Here is a 17,124-nt window from a genome sequence, read left to right on the forward strand (position 1 = left end):
GCTGGCTCAAAGGGCTGGGGGGACTGCGCAACACCGTCCGCCAGGAGCTCGTCGCCCGGCAGCTCGACGAGCAGATCGCGGCCCGTTTCCCGGTCGGGCAGCGGCTGCGCGTCCTCGACGTCGGCATGGGCCAGGGCACCCAGGCGCTGCGTCTGGCCAGGGCCGGCCACAGTGTGACGGGCCTGGAGTCCGACCCCGAGATGCTGCGGGTCGCCCGTGACGCACTCGGCAGCGAGCCCGCGGGCATCCGCGAACGGGTCCGGCTGATCGAGGGCGACGGACTGGACACCGGGGTGCACTTCCTGCCCGGCAGCTTCGACGTGGTGCTCTGCCACGGCGTGCTGATGTACGTCCGGGATCCGGACGCGATGCTGGCCGGTCTGGCCCGGATGCTGGCCCCCGGCGGGCTGCTCTCCCTGCTCGTGCGGAACGCCGACGCGCTGGCGATGCGCCCCGGCACGGCCGGGGAGTGGGACATGGCGCTGGCCGCCTTCGACACGGACACGTACACCAACCGGCTGGGCCTCAAAGTGCGGGCCGACCGGCTGGACTCGCTGAAGGCCACGCTCGCCGGGATCGCCGCGCCCCTGCACGCCTGGTACGGAGTGCGCGTCTTCACTGACCACGTCAGCAACGACGTGGAGCTGCCGGCCGCCGACGAACTGGCGCGGGTGCTGGACGCGGAGGACCGGGCCGGGCGGACGGACCCGTACCGCCGGGTGGCCGCGCTGCTCCATCTGTGCGGCGTGCGGGGCTGAGGGCTGTCGCGTAATCCCTGGCGGGTGGGGGCCGGATGGCCCGGGATCCGTGCGAGGCACGGAACGGGAGGGCTGAGGAGCCGCCGGATCGGGCGCCGGAGTGTCGGGCGCCGCACCCGGTCGGCCGAGCCCGGCAGGCCCCCCGAGGGGCCGGAAGTCACAATTCGGACATGTGCGCTTCCCCTTCACACGGCCGTATACGTCGGCTGCTGCTGCCCCTGACCACAGGCGCCTGTGCCCTCGCTCTGGTGAGCGGCTGCTCGGGCCCGAACACCGACGCGGCCGCGGCTGCGGCCCAGCCCACCGCGTCGGCCTCCTCCTCCGGCGCCGCCGGCGATCTGCAGAGCGAATACGAGGAGGTGATCAAGAACGTGCTGCCCTCGGTCGTACAGATCGAGGCGTCCAACAGTCTCGGCTCCGGCATCGTCTACGACGCCAAGGGCCACATCGTCACCAACGCCCACGTGGTCGGCGGCGAGAAGACCTTCAAGGTCACCGTGGCCACCGGCGAGAAGGTACTGAAAGCCTCGCTGGTCGCCGCCTACCCGGAACAGGATCTGGCCGTCATCAAGCTGGACAGCATTCCGATCGGGCTGAAGGCCGCGACGTTCGGCGACTCGCAGAAGGTCGAGGTGGGGCAGATCGTGCTGGCGATGGGCTCACCGCTCGGCCTGTCCTCCAGCGTCACCCAGGGCATCGTCTCGGCGGTCGGCCGGACCGTCAGCGAGAGCGGCACGAGCGGCGGCACGGGCGCGACGATCGCGAACATGGTGCAGACCTCGGCGGCGATCAACCCGGGCAACAGCGGCGGTGCGCTGGTCAACCTGAACAGCGAGGTGATCGGCATCCCGACGCTCGGTGCGGTCGACCCGGAGATGAGCAACAGCGCGGCACCCGGGATCGGGTTCGCGATCCCCGCGTCGATGGTGCGGACGGTCGCCGATCAGATCATCAAGAGTGGCCGGGTCACCGATTCGGGCCGGGCGGCGCTGGACATCACCGGACGCACGGTCGTCGACGAGAGCTACCAGCCGGCCGGGGTCGCGCTGGCCGACGTGAAGAAGGGCGGCGCGGCGGACAAGGCCGGGCTGCGGGTCGGCGACATCATCATCCAGCTCGACAACGTGCCGATCACGACGATCACGTCCCTGTCGGTGGCGCTGGCCTCGGACAAGCCCGGCGACAAGGTCACGGTGACGTACGTGCGCAACGGCTCGGAGAAGACAGCCCGGGTCACCCTGGGCGAGATCTGATTCCCCTCACAGCACAGCACTGGTTCCCCTCACAGCACTGGTTCCCCTCACAGCACCGGTGAGAGGAACCGGCCTGTGGATCAGCCCTGGTCGGCCTGGAGACTCATGGGGCCGTAGATCTTTGTCGTGTCCTCGAAGAGCGTCACCTGGTCCGCCCCGCCGTCGAGGAGTTCCTTCCAGTACTCACCGATCCAGGACTCCGCGTCCCCCTGCGTGGAGAACTCCTCCGGCTGCAGGGCCGGCTCCGTCTCCGTGCCGTCGGACTTCTCGAACCGCCACGTCCACGCCATGTGCGCCTCCTCGGTCGCTCTGCTGCCCGCAGCCTAGTGCCTCCGGCCGGTGCGGGAACGGGGCGCGGGCCCGCATCGGACACCCCCAAGTCGCGCAGCCGTTGCGCGGACGCGGGAGGATCGGAGACGTGGAACTGACTCTGCTCGGCACCGGAGCCCCCGACGGGCTGCCTCGGCCCGAATGTCCCTGCGCCATCTGCGCCGGCGCCCGCGGTACGCGCTCCCGGGCCGCGACAGCGCTGCTGGTCGACGACGCGCTGCTGCTCGATCTCACCCCTGGGGCCGTGTTCGCCGCCGCACGTGCGGGGCACTCGCTGAGCGGCGTACGGCAGGTGCTGCTCACCCATCCGCACGACGGGCCCGCCATGGAGCTGCCCGCCGGACTGCCTCCGGCGGGGCGGGTGCCGGACGGGCGGGAGCTGACCCTGATCAGCGGTCACCGGGTGCGGGCGGTGCCGATGGACGCGCCGGGCACGGGCTACGAGGTGACGGCACCGGAGGGCACACGGCTGCTCTACCTGCCACCGGGCGCCGCGCCCTCCGGTCTCGCGGACCGAGCGGCGCAGCCGTACGACATGGTCGTCGGCGACGTGATCGGACGGCCGGACGCGGTGGCGCGGTTGCGGGCCGTCGAGGCGATCGGGCCGGCCACCGAGATCGTCGCCGTCCACCTGGACCACGACGCGCCGCCCGGTCCCGAGCTGGAACGGCGGCTCGCGGCGGCCGGCGCGCGGGTGGTGCCGGACGGGACGACGCTGGTGGTGGGCGAGTATCACGCGGTGCCGGGGACACCGCGGCGCACGCTGGTGACGGGCGGCGCCCGGTCGGGGAAGTCGGTGGAGGCCGAGCGGCGCCTGGAGACGTTCCCGGAGGTGGTCTACGTGGCGACCGGTGGCGCCAGGGAAGGGGACGCGGAGTGGGCGGCGCGGGTCGGGCTGCACCGGGAACGCAGACCGGCGGCCTGGCGCACCGAGGAGACCTGTGAGCTGGTGGAGCTGCTGGAGTCGGACGGGCCCCCGCTGCTGATCGACTGTCTGTCGCTGTGGCTGACGGACGCGATGGACCGGGTGGACGCCTGGGACGACGCGGCATGGGCGGGTGGCGGCGAGGGCGCGCTGCGGGAGCGGACCGCCGAGTTGGTCTCCGCGGTGCGCAGAACGCGTCGCACGGTCGTCGCCGTCACGAACGAGACCGGTTCGGGTGTGGTGCCCGCGACGGCTGCCGGGCGGCGGTTCCGCGACGAGCTGGGCCGGCTGAACGCCGCGTTCGCCGACGAGTGCGAACAGGTCCTGCTGGTGGTGGCCGGGCAGGTGCTGACGCTGCGCGGCTGACCGCGGGCACCGAGGGAACAGGAGGAGCGGACATGGCAGGTGTACGACCGATGCTGACGGGAGTTCCGGAGACCTTGCTGTGGACGCTCTACAACAGGGCGTACGAGGCGGGGCAGCGGTACCCGGTGCTGGACGATCCGATGGCGCTCCGGCTGCTGGAGGATCTGGACTACCCCTTCGAGGAACGGTTCGGGCGGCCGAACGCGTTCCACTCGCAGGCCCAGGGGCTGCGCTCGCGCTGCTTCGACCTGGCCGTGCAGGAGTACCTCGCCGACCGGCCGCAGGCCACCGTCGTCGCGCTCGGCGACGGTCTGGAGACCGGCTTCTGGCGGGTCGACAACGGCCGGCTGAACTGGCTGAGCGTGGAACTGCCCGAGGTCGCCGAGTTGCGCCGGGCGCTGCTGCCCGCCTCGGACCGGCTGCGCACCCTGTCCCGTTCGGCGACGAATCTGTCCTGGCTGGACGAGATCGAGGACCCGGAGGGCCGCGGTGCGGTCGTCACGACGCAGGGTCTGCTGATGTATCTGCGCCCGGCGGAGGTGCGGAGGGTGCTGGCGGGCTGCGCCGAACGGCTCCCCGGCGGCATCCTCGTCCTGGACACGATGGCGCGCTGGCTGGCCAGGGGCACGGTGGCGGGCACGTCGAAGGTCGGGGCGATGACCGTTCCGCCGATGCGCTGGGCGATGAACCCGGGCGAGCGGCACAAGCTGCGCGCCGCGCACCCGGGGATCACCGAGGTGCGGGCGCTGCGGCTGCCGCGCGGGCGGGGTGCGATGGGTGAGCTGATCCGGATCCAGTCGCTGCTGCCCGGTCTGCGGACCCTGACCCCCGCGATGACCCTGCTGCGGTTCGGCTACGGGAACCGGAACTGATCGGGCGTCAGAAAGGCGGCGGGTACTGTTCCGCAGTGAGCCCGCCGCCGGGCTCACCGGCCCACTCCACGTATCGACCCGCGAGGCAGACCCCCGTGAACCTGGACGACTTCTCCGACCTGATCGAACGCCCCGACGGCGGCGTACGGCGCGACGCCGAGGAACGCCGGGAGCGCCTGGTCGTTCCCCCCGGCGCCCTCGGCCGCCTGGACGAACTGGGCGAATGGCTCTCGGCCGCCCAGCAGTCCGTGCCGGTCCGGGCCGTCGAGCACCCGCGCGTGGTGCTCTTCGCCGGTGACCACGGGGTCGCCGAGCTGGGTGTCTCCGGGCGCGCGGCCGGAAGTGCGCACGAGCTGGTACGGGCCACATTGGAGGGCGCGACCCCGCTCGCCGTGCTGGCCCGCCGGTTCTCCGTACCGGTACGGATCGTCGACGCGGCCCTGGACTGCGACCCCGGGCTGCTGCCCGAGTCGGTGGTGCGCCACCGGGTGCGACGCGGGAGCGGCCGGATCGACATCGAGAACGCGCTGACGGTCGAGGAGGCCGGGCAGGCGGTACGTCTCGGCATCGCGATCGCCGACGAGGAGGCCGACTCGGGCACCGACCTGGTGGTGCTCGGCGATCTGAGCGTCGGCGGTACGACGGCGGCGGGCACGCTGATCGCCGCGCTGTGCGGCACGGACGCCTCGGTGGTCACCGGGCGCGGCGGTGCGGGCATCGACGATCTGGCGTGGATGCGCAAGTGTGCGGCGATCCGGGACGCGCTGCGGCGGGCCAGGCCGGTCCTCGGCGATCAGCTGGAGCTGCTGGCCGCGGTGGGCGGCGCGGACATGGCGGCGATGACCGGCTTCCTGCTCCAGTGCGCGGTGCGCAGGCTGCCGGTGATCCTGGACGGCGTGGTCTCCGCGGCCTGTGCGCTGGTGGGCCAGCGAGCGGCCTTCCGGGCGCCGGACTGGTGGCTGGCGGGTCAGGCGAGCGGCGAGCCGGCTCAGGCCAAGGCGCTGGACCGGATGGCACTCAACCCGTTGCTGGACCACGGCGTCATCGTGGGTGAAGGAAGTGGGGCCCTGCTCGCGCTTCCGCTCGTTCAGGCCGCGGCCGCGCTGGCGGCCGAACTGCCCGAGCGCGCACCCGTCGCCGACGAGAAGGACGGTGCCGATGAGAAGGACGACACCGACGAGGTGGACGGTACCGGCGAGGTGGACGGTGCCAACGCGAAGGACGGTACCGACGCGAAGGACGGTACCGACGTGAAAGACGGTGCCGACGTGAAAGACGGTGCCGACGTGAAGGGCAGTGTCGGCGAGAAGGACGGCACGAGCGGCGTGGACGGCGGCTGACGGACCTGGCGCTGCGGCCGTCGAGCACCGGCCGCAGCGCGATCCTCCCCTGCGGCGCGATGCCCCATATGATCGCTTTTCATGGGAGAGGTCCGATTGGCCATCGAGGTATCCGGGCGGGACACAGCCCGGCAGACGAGCACCGTCCGGTCACGTCGCGGCGCCGCGTTCGCCATCTGGTACCTGCGCGTCGTGTCGTCCATCAATTTCCTGAGCGCCGTCTGGGTCACTCTCGGCAACGATCTGCGCCGTCACAACACCGCCAACTACTTCACCCCCTACCTGCTCACCGCGGGCTTCTCCTCCGGAGTGGTCGCGCTCTTCCTCGCGATCACCATGCGCCGCCGCAAACGGGCCGCGTGGATCGTGAACATGGTGGTGAGCAGCCTTCTGCTACTGCTCTTCGCCCTGGTGATCCCGTTCCCGGAGGTCCGGCAGTACCCGCAGAACTGGATCTCGCTGGCGCTGACCGCCATGTTCGTCCTCGCACTCGCCGTCGGCCGCCGCGAGTTCTACGCGAAGGGCGACCGGTCCAACCCGAAGCTGGCCGCCGCCGTCGCCGTCGGCGGGCTGCTGGTCACCTCGTTGATCGCCGCCGGCCTGGTCACCCTCACCAACACGGCGCACGACGCGCACCGCTCGTCCTTCCTGGACCGCTGGCGGTTCGGTGCCCTGCGCCTGGTCTCGGTCGTCGCCGACGACGCCGCCCATCCCGGAATCGCCACGCCCGGCTGGGTCAACGCCGCCATCAACATCCTCTCCACCCTGCTGCTGATCGCCGTCGTGTACGCGGCGTTCCGGTCCCGTCGGGCCGTCGATCCGATCACCCCCGGGGACGAGGACCGGCTGCGGGCGCTGCTCGACAGGCACGGCGACCGCGACTCGCTCGGCTACTTCGCGCTGCGCCGGGACAAGAGCGTCGTCTGGTCGCCGACCGGGAAGGCCGCCGTCGCCTATCGGGTGGTCGGCGGGGTCTCGCTCGCCTCCGGAGATCCGCTCGGCGACCCGGAGGCCTGGCCCGGCGCGATCGAACCGTGGCTGGCCGAGGCCCGCGAGCACGGCTGGATCCCGGCGGTGATGGGCGTGAGCGAGGAGGGCGGCACCGTCTACGCCCGCCACGGCCTCGACGCCCTGGAGCTGGGCGACGAGGCGATCGTGGAGACCGCCGAGTTCACCCTCGAAGGACGGGCGATGCGCACCGTCCGCCAGGCGTACAACCGGGTCAGGCGCGCCGGGTACGACGTGACCGTGCGCCGGCACGCCGACATCCCCGCCGACGAGATGGACGAACTGGTGCGGCGCGCCGACGACTGGCGCGACGGGGCGACCGAACGCGGCTTCTCGATGGCGCTGGGCCGCCTGGGCGATCCGGCCGACGGGCAGTGCGTGATGCTCGAATGCCGCGACTCCCCCACCGGAGAGGGCGGCGGGCCGGGCGCGTTGCGCGCCGTGCTGAGCTTCGTGCCGTGGGGGCCGAACGGCCTCTCGCTGGACCTGATGCGCCGTGACCGGGACGCGGAGAACGGCCTGATGGAGTTCATGGTCATCGAACTCCTGCGACGCGCGGAGGAGATCGGGATCACCCAGGTCTCGCTGAACTTCGCGATGTTCCGGTCCGTCTTCGAACGGGGTTCGCGGCTCGGCGCCGGACCGGTGCTGCGACTGTGGCGCTCCATGCTCAGCTTCTTCTCCCGCTGGTGGCAGATCGAGTCGCTCTACCGTGCCAACGCCAAGTACCGGCCGATCTGGGAACCGCGCTTCCTGCTCTTCGAGAAGAGTTCCGACCTGCTGCGCATCGGACTCGCCGCGGGCCGCGCCGAGGGATTCCTGGAGGCGCCCGGTCTGCCCAAGTGGATGCACCGCTCGCAACTCGGGGCCGGTGGATGAGACGCTTACGCCCGCTGGGGGAAGCGGCTCGCCGCGAGTGGGGGCCGCTCGTGGGAACCGTACGCGCGGAGTTCGCGGCATCCCGTCTGCGGGCGATCCCGATGACGCTCGCCGCGGTCTTCCTGACGGCGCTGCTCCATGCGGCGCAGACCCGGTCCTGGGGCTTCGGGGCGGTGCGGACGCTCGGGGTGGTGCGGGCCGAGGATCCGCTGTGGACGGCCCTGCTGCGTACCCCGCTGTCGCTGTTCGTCCCGGCGCTGGATCTGCCGGTGTGGGGGGCGCTGGCGCAGATCCTGGTGGTGTTCGCAACCGCCGAGATCTGTCTGGGCCGGTGGCGCGCGCTCGCGATCGCGTACGTCGCGACGCTGGCCGGGACGCTGTACGCGCGGATCGGTGTCGCGCTCGGTCCGGACGCGCCGATCGGGCTGACCGCCGTCGACGCCCGGATCGTCGACACCGGTCCTTCGGCGGCGGTGGTCGGCCTCGCGGTCTACGTGTGCTGCGTCCACCGGGCCTGGTTCACCGGAGCGCTGGTGATCGTGGCGATGGTCGTCGAGCTGGTCCTGGAGAACAACCTGGCCGGCCGGGAGCATCTCGCCGCGATCGCCGCGGTTCTCGTGCTGTGCGCCTGCACGGTCGGGCGGGTCCGGCGCCGGCGCCCGCGCCGTGATCAGGGCTTGCGCACGGGGGCCGGAACCCGGTCCGGCGCGCCACCGATCAGATCCTGAAATCTGCGGCGCGGCCCCGACCAGCGCAGGTCGTGGTGGTAGGCCCGCAACACCGCGCGGGCGCGGGCGCGGTGGCGGTGGCGGTAGAAGCGCCTCGCCCACATCGAGGTCGGCCGGGCCAGCCGCATCGCCCCGATCAGCGCGACGAACGGGACGAGGGTGCCGACGACCGCGAGCCGGGCCTTCCCCTTGAACAGGGCGATCAGCACGAAGCAGAAGTTGACGACCAGGGTCAAAATGACGCCGAGCCTGCCCTCCTGCTGTTCGCTGCTCAGTTCGTTCACGCCCAACGGTGAGAATCCGGCCAGGACCAGCAGCACCAGCGCGGCGGTGAGGACCACGACCTCCACGCTCTGGCGGCCCTCCTCCGTCCAGTACACGTCGTCGAGGTGGAGGATCAGCGCGAACTCGTCCAGCACCAGCCCCGCCCCCATACCGAAGACCACCGCACAGACCGCCGCGGTGACCCCCTCGCGTCCGCTGGCGACCGCGCCGAAGCCGCCGACGACGCTCAGCACCACACCGGGCACCACATGGTGGACGTGCACCCCACCGGGCGTGATGTTGCGGAACGGGCCCTTCCCCGCCCGGATCATCCGCGTGATGACCCGGGTGACGGCGAAGGTGAGCACGAAGGCCGCCAGGGCGAGGAGCAGCGGCAGCTTCCCCGGCTCGACGATGTTCTGATCGAACCAGTGACCCATGCCACTCACTCCCGTTAAGCACCTTTTGCCATGACTTGTTGCGTTCCGTCCAATCTATCGGCTCGTCACACCGATTAGCCTGCGCGCCGTGACCTCCCTGAACAGCCATGGCCTGCGTTTCGCCTTCGGCACCCTGACCGTGCTCCCCGTCCGCGTCACCCGCTGGGACCGTGAGGCCGCCCGTGCCGGCATGCTGTGCGCCCCGCTCGCCGGTCTCGTCGTGGGGCTGCTCGCGGCGGTGCCCGGCTGCCTGTCGCTGCTTCTCGGCTCCGGTCCGCTGCTCGCCGCGGTCGCCTCCGCCGCCGTGCCCGCGGTGCTCACCCGGGGTCTGCATCTGGACGGCCTCGCGGACACCGCGGACGGTCTGGGCAGCGGCAGGCCCGCCGACGACGCCCTGCGGATCATGAAGCGGTCGGACATCGGGCCGTTCGGTGTGATCACCCTGCTGTTCGTGCTGCTGGGCCAGGTCGCGGTCCTCCAGCAGCTGTACGGGCGGGGCTGGGCGCACGGAGCGGTCGCGGCGGCCGTCGCCGCGGTCACGGCCCGGCTGGCGCTCACCCTGGCCTCCCGCCAGGGCGTGCCGGCGGCCCGTCCGGAAGGGCTGGGCGCGGCGGTGGCGGGGACGGTCACCGTCCGGGCCGCGGCGGCGGTCGGAGCCGTCGTGGTCGCGGCGTGCGCGGGTGCCGGCGCGCTCCTCGGCGGGTACGGGGCGGTGCACCACGCCCTCGCCGCGCTGGCCGGCCTCGGGGTCGCCCAACTCCTGCTGCGGCACTGTGTGCGCCGCTTCGGCGGAGTGACCGGCGATGTCTTCGGCGCGCTGGCGGAGACGGCGGCGACGGCGGCCCTGGTGGTGCTGGCGCTCGGTCAGGGCCTCTCGTCCTGACCGGTCCCGGTCGGGGCGCCCGGTTCCAGGGACGCGCCTACGGGCACTCCTGCCGCCACACGTCCAGCTCGTACTTCTTCCGCAGCGAGCTGAGCCCCAGCCGCTTCGAGTCGGCGCAGAACCGGGCGACCGGCAGCTCGTACTCCACGTGGAAGACGGCCTTGCCCGCCTTCACGAACGGGGTGAGGCTCTCGCACTCCTCGTACTGCGCGCACTGCTCATTGACCGCGAAGTCGAAGTCCGGCTCCAGCTCCGGGATCTGGCCGAGGTCGTTCTTCAGACCGACGGAGAGTCCGTGGCGGTGGGCGATACGGGCGATGAGCCGGTTGTAGCGCAGCTGGTCGGCGGCGGTCAGCGGGAAGCCCGTGCTGTTGCGGTAGCCGTCCATGTTGTCGGGCTCCACCGCGTCGAAGCCCTTCTTCGCACACATCGCGATCCGCGCCTCCATCAGCGGCTCCAGGACGTCCGTGCGGCGGATGTCGAGCCACCACTCGCCCTCCCAGCCGTTGCCCTTCCCCCGTACCGAGGCGGGGAACTTCCCGGCGTCCGGACGGAATTCCTCCCAGGCGCCGGTGGACAGGTAGCAGATCACCTTGCGCCCCCGGCGGTGCAGATCGGCCACGGCCGCGGCCTCGTGGTCGAAGCCGTCGATGTCGTACACCGGGACGTCCACGGTGGGATCCAGCCGGCCGGAGAGCTGCCACTGCCAGCCGATGCCCGGCTCCGGCCGCCAGCGGTCCTTGTCCTCGTCCTCCGACCGCGGCGCCGAGGTACAGCCGGCCAGCAGGACCAGCAGGATCAGTACGGTGGCCGGCAGCGCCGGTCCACGCCCGGTCACACGTGCGGCTCCACGGGCGCGCATGGTTCTCCCCCTGTTGTTCCGGCACCCTGCTGTTCCGGGTACCACCGACGACCCTACGTGCAGGGCCCGTTCCGGCCGCACGGGCCCGCTCCCCGTCGCCCGGCGCCGGCGCGGCGGCCACCACGACCGGCTTCCGACGGCCCGCCGCCGTGATCCCGCAGCAAAGGCGCGCGTAGGCTCATTCCCGGCACATTGCGGCGGCGTCTACGATGCGCCGGGCACGGTCGGCCCACCCCTCGACCGACCACGAACTCAACGGAAGCGAGATTTCACCACCGTGACTGCTCTCACTCTCAGCACTGCCGCTGCGGCGACGCTGCGCGCCGACGCACTCGTCGTCGGCGTCGCCAAGGGCACTGGATCCAAGTCGGGGAAGCTGGTCCTCGCGCCGGGCGCCGAGGCCGCGGACAAGGCGTTCGACGGAAAGCTCGCCACCGTCCTGGAGGCCCTGGGCGCCGCAGGTGCCGAGGGCGAAGTGACCAAGCTTCCCGCGCCCGCCGGTCTCAAGGTCCCGGTCGTCATCGCGGTCGGACTCGGCTCCGTCCCGGAGAAGGACGAGGCGTACGACGCCGAGGCGCTGCGCCGGGCCGCGGGCTCGGCCGCGCGCGCCCTGAGCGGTGCGAAGAAGGCCGGCTTCGCGCTGCCCATGGCGTCCGCCGAGGACGCCGGGGCGATCGCCGAGGGCGCGCTCCTCGGTGCGTACGCCTTCACCGCGTACCAGGGCGGCGAGAACAAGCTGGCGCCCAAGGGCAAGAAGAACGGCAACGGCCCGAAGCAGCCGCTCGCCGAGGTCGCCCTGCTCGGCACCAAGCCGCGTGACAAGGCGTTCAAGGCAGCCACCGAGCGTGCCGCCGCGGTCGCCGAGGAGATCAACCGCGCCCGCGACCTGATCAACACCCCGGCGAACGACCTGTACCCCGAGTCCTTCGCCGCCGTGGCCACCGCCGCGGGCAAGGAGCACGGCATCAAGGTGCAGGTGCTCGACGAGAAGGCACTCGTCAAGGGCGGCTACGGCGGTCTGCTGGGCGTCGGTCAGGGTTCGGCCCACGGCCCGCGTCTGGTGAAGCTCGCCTACACGCACCCGAAGGCGGAGAAGACCCTGGCCCTGGTCGGCAAGGGCATCACCTACGACTCGGGCGGCATCTCGCTGAAGCCGGCCGGTCACAACGAGACGATGAAGTGCGACATGAGCGGCGCCGCCGCCGTGTTCGCGACGGTCGTCGCGGCCGCCCGTCTGGGCCTCCAGGTCAATGTCACCGGCTGGCTGGCGCTCGCCGAGAACATGCCGTCGGGCAACGCCACCCGCCCCGGCGACGTGCTGCGCATGTACAGCGGCAAGACCGTCGAGGTCCTCAACACGGACGCCGAGGGCCGCCTCGTCCTCGCCGACGCGCTGACCCGCGCCTCCGAGGAGAACCCGGACGCCATCGTCGACGTGGCGACCCTGACCGGCGCGATGGTGCTGGCGCTGGGCAACCGCACCTTCGGCATCATGGCGAACGACGACGCCTTCCGCACCTCCCTCCACGAGATCGCCGAGGAGGCCGGTGAGGCCTCCTGGCCGATGCCGCTCCCCGCCGACCTGCTCAAGGGCATGGACTCCGCGACCGCCGACATCGCCAACATGGGCGAGCGGATGGGCGGCGGCCTGGTGGCCGGCCTGTTCCTGAAGGAGTTCGTGGGCGAGGGCATCCCCTGGGCGCACCTGGACATCGCCGGCCCCGCGTTCCACGAGGGTGCGCCGTACGGCTACACGCCGAAGGGCGGCACCGGTTCCGCGGTCCGCACGCTGGTGAAGCTGGCGGAGCGCACCGCTGCCGGGGACCTCGGCTGAGAATCCGCTTCGCGCATACCGGCCCCGGGCATACGCCCGGGGCCGCAGGTGTTCTCTCCGATGCTGTCGTTCCATGTGGTGACGGCCGGTTTCGCTCTCGACGAAATCAGCGCGTCTCTACGTGACGGTAACCACCTGGGACGGCCGATCATCCGTCTCAGACCCGGGCCCCGCGTCCCGCCCACCGTCGACAAGTGCGAAGATGGGTTCTCGGCAGGACAGGGCCCCCACCACAGGGCCGAATAACACAAGCGGCCGAACACCAGCCGACCGGCCGGTCATCCCCCAGCGACGGGGCCCGGCGTACGGCGCACATGCATGGAGGACGTGACGTGGCGAACGACGCCAGCACCGTTTTCGACCTAGTGATCCTCGGCGGTGGTAGCGGCGGTTACGCCGCGGCCCTGCGCGGAGCGCAGCTGGGCCTGGACGTCGCTCTGATCGAGAAGGGCAAGGTCGGCGGCACCTGCCTGCACAACGGCTGCATCCCCACGAAGGCCCTGCTGCACGCCGGCGAGATCGCCGACCAGGCGCGCGAGGCCGACCAGTTCGGTGTCAAGGCCACCTTCGAGGGCATCGACATCGCCGCCGTCCACAAGTACAAGGACGACGTGATCTCGGGCCTGTACAAGGGCCTGCAGGGTCTCATCGCCTCGCGCAAGGTCACCTACATCGAGGGTGAGGGCCGGCTGTCCTCCCCCACCTCGGTGGATGTGAACGGTCAGCGCATCCAGGGCCGCCACGTGCTGCTCGCGACCGGCTCCGTGCCGAAGTCGCTGCCGGGCCTGGAGATCGACGGCAACCGCATCATCTCCTCGGACCACGCGCTGAAGCTGGACCGCGTCCCGAAGTCCGCGATCGTGCTGGGCGGCGGCGTCATCGGCGTCGAGTTCGCCTCGGCGTGGACGTCCTTCGGCACCGACGTCACGATCGTCGAGGGTCTGAAGCACCTCGTCCCGGTCGAGGACGAGAACAGCTCGAAGCTCCTTGAGCGCGCCTTCCGCAAGCGCGGCATCAAGTTCAACCTCGGCACGTTCTTCCAGAGCGCCGAGTACACGCAGGACGGCGTCCGCGTGACCCTCGCCGACGGCAAGACCTTCGACGCCGAGGTGCTGCTGGTCGCCATCGGCCGCGGTCCGGTCTCGCAGGGGCTGGGCTACGAGGAGGCCGGCGTCGCGATGGACCGCGGCTACGTCCTCGTCGACGAGTACATGCAGACCAACGTGCCCACCATCTCGGCCGTGGGCGACCTGGTCCCCACGCTCCAGCTCGCGCACGTCGGCTTCGCCGAGGGCATCCTGGTGGCGGAGCGGCTGGCCGGTCTGAAGACCGTCCCGATCGACTACGACGGTGTCCCGCGGGTGACGTACTGCCACCCCGAGGTCGCCTCCGTGGGCATCAGCGAGGCCAAGGCCAAGGAGCTCTACGGCGCGGACAAGGTCGTCGCCCTGAAGTACAACCTCGCGGGCAACGGCAAGAGCAAGATCCTCAAGACCGCGGGCGAGATCAAGCTCGTCCAGGTCAAGGACGGTGCGGTGGTCGGCGTCCACATGGTCGGTGACCGTATGGGCGAGCAGGTCGGCGAAGCCCAGCTGATCTACAACTGGGAGGCGCTGCCCGCCGAGGTCGCGCAGCTCATCCACGCCCACCCGACCCAGAGCGAGGCGCTCGGCGAGGCCCACCTGGCCCTGGCCGGCAAGCCCCTGCACTCCCACGACTGATCAGTCGACCGGGCGCGACGACCGACCACTTCCGCACTTTCGTAAGGAGCAACTGAAACCATGTCGGTTTCCGTAACCCTTCCGGCGCTCGGCGAGAGCGTCACCGAGGGCACTGTCACCCGCTGGCTGAAGGCCGAGGGCGAGCGCGTCGAGGCCGACGAGCCGCTGCTCGAGGTCTCGACCGACAAGGTCGACACCGAGATCCCGGCCCCCGCGGCCGGCATCCTCGCCGCCATCAAGGTCGCCGAGGACGAGACCGTCGAGGTCGGCGCCGAGCTGGCCGTCATCGACGACGGCACGGGTGCGCCCGCTGCCGCCGCCGCACCGGCGGCCGAGCCCGTGGCCGCCCCGGCACCCGCCGCCGAGGCACCCGCCGCTCCGGCTCCGGTGGCCCCGGCCCCGGCCGCCGCCGCTCCGGCCGGTGGCGCCGCCGGTACCGACGTCACCCTCCCGGCGCTCGGCGAGAGCGTCACCGAGGGCACCGTCACCCGCTGGCTGAAGGAGGTCGGCGAGGAGGTCACGGAGGACGAGCCCCTCCTGGAGGTCTCCACGGACAAGGTCGACACCGAGATCCCGGCCCCGGTCTCCGGCGTGCTGCTGGAGATCGTCGTCGCCGAGGACGAGACCGCGGAGGTCGGCGCCAAGCTGGCCGTCATCGGTGCCGCCGGTGCCGCTCCGGCCGCTGCCCCGGCCGCCCCGGCGCCCGCCGCTGCCCCGGCTCCGGCCCCCGCACCGGTCGCTCCGGCCGCCCCCGCACCGGCTCCGGCTCCGGTGGCGCCCGCCGCTCCGGTGGCCGCTCCGGCTCCGGTGGCGCCCGCCGCCCCGGCGCCCGTCGCCGCCCCGGCTCCGGTCACCCCGGCCGCGCCCTCCGGCGACGACGGCGCGTACGTCACGCCGCTGGTCCGCAAGCTCGCCGCCGAGAGCGGCGTCGACCTGGGCTCGGTCAAGGGCACCGGTGTCGGTGGCCGTATCCGCAAGCAGGACGTCGTCGCCGCAGCGGAGGCCGCCAAGGCCGCCGCTGCTGCCCCGGCACCCGTCGCGGCTGCTGCTGCCGGAGGCCCCGCGGCCTCGAAGGCGCCGAAGCTGGAGGCCTCCCCGCTGCGCGGCCAGACGGTCAAGATGACCCGCATGCGCAAGGTCATCGGCGAGAACATGATGAAGGCCCTGCACTCGCAGGCCCAGCTGACCTCGGTCGTCGAGGTCGACGTCACCAAGCTGATGAAGCTGCGTGCCAAGGCCAAGGACGCGTTCGCCGCCCGTGAGGGCGTCAAGCTGTCCCCGATGCCGTTCTACGTCAAGGCGGCGGCCCAGGCGCTGAAGGCCCACCCGGTCGTCAACGCCCGGATCAACGAGGACGAGGGCACCATCACGTACTTCGACTCGGAGAACATCGGCATCGCCGTGGACGCCGAGAAGGGTCTGATGACCCCCGTCATCAAGGGTGCGGGCGACCTGAACATCGCCGGCATCTCGAAGAAGACCGCCGAGCTGGCCGGCAAGGCCCGCGGTGGCGGCCTGACGCCGGACGACATGTCCGGTGCCACCTTCACCATCAGCAACACCGGCTCGCGCGGTGCGCTGTTCGACACGGTCATCGTGCCCCCGAACCAGGCAGCCATCCTGGGCATCGGTGCCACGGTCAAGCGTCCGGCGGTCATCGAGACCGAGGAGGGCACCGTCATCGGTGTCCGCGACATGACGTACCTCTCGCTCTCCTACGACCACCGCCTGGTGGACGGCGCGGACGCCGCCCGTTACCTGACCGCGGTCAAGGCGATCCTGGAGGCCGGTGAGTTCGAGGTCGAGCTCGGCCTCTGAGCCCCACGGCTGTAACCAGCCTCACCAGCGGCGCCCCCGTCCGGAACCCTTCCGGACGGGGGCGCCGCCGTATTGTCTAGACACCACCGGTCGCCCCGGCAGCCGTGATGGCGCAGACAGCACCGGTTTGCCCCGAAGGAGCCCCTCATGACCCCGCCCGTCATCCACTCGCTGCGCGAACAGATCCGCGAGCACATCGTGGACGGGATCGTCAGCGGGCGCTGGAAACCGGGTGAGCGGATCGTGGAGCGCCGGATCGCCACCGAGCTGGAGGTCAGCCAGACGCCCGTGCGCGAGGCCCTCCGGGAGCTGGAGACGCTCCGGCTGATCGAATCGGCGCCCAACAAGGGGGTACGGGTCCGCAATCTCACCGCGGCCGATCTGGAGGAGAGCTATCCGGTGCGGGCCGGTCTGGAGCAGATCGCCGCGGAGCTGGCGGCCCCGGCCCTCGGCGAGGACTGCTCGCGCCTCGCGCCGCATGTGGCGGCGCTCTACGAGGCGGACCGGAGGGCCGACGGCGAGGCGCAGGTGCGGCACACCGTGGGCTTCCACCGCGAGATGGTGCGGGCCGCCGGGAACGCCGTGCTGCTGCACACCTGGGAGGGGCTGGGCATCGAGGTGTTCACCGCCCTGTCGATCCGGTGGCTGGGCACGGTCCAGAAGTCGTACGCGGAGGAGCACGAGGCCCTCATCGAGGCGTTCCTGCGGAAGGACCCGGACATCGGCGTGCTGGTCAAGGCACATGTACTCGGCTGCGCGCCGCGCGCCTGAGGACCCCCTGCATCGGGCACCCCGGGGCACTGTGCACCGCGTACCCCGACGGGGCGACGCACGGCCGGCGCC

Annotated in this window: 15 protein-coding genes; 12 read left to right on the forward strand and 3 right to left on the reverse strand. The window is 71.8% G+C overall.

The features are described 5' to 3' along the window. Positions 1-14 precede the first annotated feature (14 nt). Together ACFVUT_RS09935 and ACFVUT_RS09940 are read left to right on the forward strand one after the other, a co-directional pair. Complete coding sequence (locus ACFVUT_RS09935) at positions 15-758, forward strand: class I SAM-dependent methyltransferase (protein WP_389660123.1); 744 nt, start codon at positions 15-17, stop codon at positions 756-758. Positions 759-928: 170 nt separating this feature from the next. Continuing rightward, on the forward strand, positions 929-2,011 hold the full coding sequence (locus tag ACFVUT_RS09940) for a S1C family serine protease (RefSeq protein ID WP_389660050.1): 1,083 nt from the start codon (positions 929-931) through the stop codon (positions 2,009-2,011). A gap of 80 nt (positions 2,012-2,091) precedes the next feature. Here the strand turns inward: ACFVUT_RS09940 and ACFVUT_RS09945 are convergent, their stop codons facing one another. Then, positions 2,092-2,301 carry a hypothetical protein gene (locus tag ACFVUT_RS09945; protein ID WP_389660052.1) on the reverse strand — a complete coding sequence of 70 codons (210 nt, stop codon included), beginning with the start codon at positions 2,299-2,301 and terminating at the stop codon, positions 2,092-2,094. A gap of 128 nt (positions 2,302-2,429) precedes the next feature. On the opposite strand from ACFVUT_RS09945, the gene ACFVUT_RS09950 reads away from it, so the two are divergent. The 5 genes from ACFVUT_RS09950 (at position 2,430) to ACFVUT_RS09970 (ending at position 8,459) form a co-directional block, all read left to right on the forward strand. Beyond that, positions 2,430-3,632 (forward strand): bifunctional adenosylcobinamide kinase/adenosylcobinamide-phosphate guanylyltransferase, encoded by a 1,203-nt coding sequence (locus ACFVUT_RS09950; protein ID WP_389660055.1) that lies wholly within the window; start codon positions 2,430-2,432, stop codon positions 3,630-3,632. A 32-nt stretch (positions 3,633-3,664) separates the two neighbouring features. After that, a complete protein-coding gene (locus tag ACFVUT_RS09955) occupies positions 3,665-4,504 on the forward strand; it encodes a class I SAM-dependent methyltransferase (protein ID WP_389660058.1) in 840 nt (279 codons plus the stop codon). Positions 4,505-4,599: 95 nt separating this feature from the next. Continuing rightward, positions 4,600-5,844: a nicotinate-nucleotide--dimethylbenzimidazole phosphoribosyltransferase gene (gene cobT, locus ACFVUT_RS09960; protein ID WP_389660061.1), complete on the forward strand. Its 1,245-nt coding sequence runs from the start codon at positions 4,600-4,602 to the stop codon at positions 5,842-5,844. Between the two features lie 81 nt (positions 5,845-5,925). Then, the gene (locus ACFVUT_RS09965) at positions 5,926-7,731 is read left to right on the forward strand and encodes a phosphatidylglycerol lysyltransferase domain-containing protein (RefSeq protein WP_389660064.1); all 1,806 of its coding nucleotides are present in this window, start codon (positions 5,926-5,928) and stop codon (positions 7,729-7,731) included. After that, positions 7,728-8,459 carry a hypothetical protein gene (locus tag ACFVUT_RS09970; RefSeq protein ID WP_389660066.1) on the forward strand — a complete coding sequence of 244 codons (732 nt, stop codon included), beginning with the start codon at positions 7,728-7,730 and terminating at the stop codon, positions 8,457-8,459. Before ACFVUT_RS09965 ends, ACFVUT_RS09970 begins: the two co-directional genes overlap by 4 nt. Here the strand turns inward: ACFVUT_RS09970 and ACFVUT_RS09975 are convergent. Continuing rightward, positions 8,402-9,163, reverse strand: a complete 762-nt coding sequence (locus ACFVUT_RS09975) for a hypothetical protein (protein ID WP_389660126.1) — start codon at positions 9,161-9,163, stop codon at positions 8,402-8,404. The two genes, ACFVUT_RS09970 and ACFVUT_RS09975, sit on opposite strands and share 58 nt — an antisense overlap. Positions 9,164-9,251: 88 nt before the next feature. Here ACFVUT_RS09975 and ACFVUT_RS09980 point away from each other — a divergent pair, with 88 nt between their 5' ends. Then, the gene (locus ACFVUT_RS09980; RefSeq protein ID WP_389660069.1) at positions 9,252-10,046 is read left to right on the forward strand and encodes an adenosylcobinamide-GDP ribazoletransferase; all 795 of its coding nucleotides are present in this window, start codon (positions 9,252-9,254) and stop codon (positions 10,044-10,046) included. Between the two features lie 37 nt (positions 10,047-10,083). Here the strand turns inward: ACFVUT_RS09980 and ACFVUT_RS09985 are convergent, their stop codons facing one another. Further along, a complete protein-coding gene (locus ACFVUT_RS09985; protein WP_389660072.1) occupies positions 10,084-10,908 on the reverse strand; it encodes an endo alpha-1,4 polygalactosaminidase in 825 nt (274 codons plus the stop codon). A 277-nt stretch (positions 10,909-11,185) separates the two neighbouring features. Here ACFVUT_RS09985 and ACFVUT_RS09990 point away from each other — a divergent pair, with 277 nt between their 5' ends. From ACFVUT_RS09990 to ACFVUT_RS10005, 4 genes are all read left to right on the forward strand, one after another. Then, on the forward strand, positions 11,186-12,742 hold the full coding sequence (locus ACFVUT_RS09990; RefSeq protein ID WP_389660076.1) for a leucyl aminopeptidase: 1,557 nt from the start codon (positions 11,186-11,188) through the stop codon (positions 12,740-12,742). 332 nt (positions 12,743-13,074) lie between these two features. After that, entirely contained in the window at positions 13,075-14,463 is a 1,389-nt protein-coding gene (gene lpdA, locus ACFVUT_RS09995; RefSeq protein WP_389660079.1) for a dihydrolipoyl dehydrogenase, read from the forward strand. 60 nt (positions 14,464-14,523) lie between these two features. Next, positions 14,524-16,281: a 2-oxoglutarate dehydrogenase, E2 component, dihydrolipoamide succinyltransferase gene (gene sucB, locus ACFVUT_RS10000; protein WP_389660082.1), complete on the forward strand. Its 1,758-nt coding sequence runs from the start codon at positions 14,524-14,526 to the stop codon at positions 16,279-16,281. Between the two features lie 147 nt (positions 16,282-16,428). Next, positions 16,429-17,052: a GntR family transcriptional regulator gene (locus ACFVUT_RS10005; RefSeq protein ID WP_389660085.1), complete on the forward strand. Its 624-nt coding sequence runs from the start codon at positions 16,429-16,431 to the stop codon at positions 17,050-17,052. Positions 17,053-17,124: the final 72 nt, after the last annotated feature.

This window comes from Streptomyces sp. NPDC058051, from assembly GCF_042885475.1.
GTDB lineage: Bacteria > Actinomycetota > Actinomycetes > Streptomycetales > Streptomycetaceae > Streptomyces.

What these genes read in the sequence shown, in the direction of transcription:
- ACFVUT_RS09945 (WP_389660052.1), bottom strand. Translation starts at nt 2,301, where the DNA reads ATGGCGTGGACGTGGCGGTTCGAGAAGTCCGACGGCACGGAGACGGAG.
- ACFVUT_RS10005 (WP_389660085.1), top strand. Translation starts at nt 16,429, where the DNA reads ATGACCCCGCCCGTCATCCACTCGCTGCGCGAACAGATCCGCGAGCAC.
- ACFVUT_RS09975 (WP_389660126.1), bottom strand. Translation starts at nt 9,163, where the DNA reads ATGGGTCACTGGTTCGATCAGAACATCGTCGAGCCGGGGAAGCTGCCG.
- ACFVUT_RS09970 (WP_389660066.1), top strand. Translation starts at nt 7,728, where the DNA reads ATGAGACGCTTACGCCCGCTGGGGGAAGCGGCTCGCCGCGAGTGGGGG.
- sucB (WP_389660082.1), top strand. Translation starts at nt 14,524, where the DNA reads ATGTCGGTTTCCGTAACCCTTCCGGCGCTCGGCGAGAGCGTCACCGAG.
- ACFVUT_RS09955 (WP_389660058.1), top strand. Translation starts at nt 3,665, where the DNA reads ATGGCAGGTGTACGACCGATGCTGACGGGAGTTCCGGAGACCTTGCTG.
- ACFVUT_RS09940 (WP_389660050.1), top strand. Translation starts at nt 929, where the DNA reads ATGTGCGCTTCCCCTTCACACGGCCGTATACGTCGGCTGCTGCTGCCC.
- ACFVUT_RS09985 (WP_389660072.1), bottom strand. Translation starts at nt 10,908, where the DNA reads ATGCGCGCCCGTGGAGCCGCACGTGTGACCGGGCGTGGACCGGCGCTG.
- ACFVUT_RS09965 (WP_389660064.1), top strand. Translation starts at nt 5,926, where the DNA reads ATGGGAGAGGTCCGATTGGCCATCGAGGTATCCGGGCGGGACACAGCC.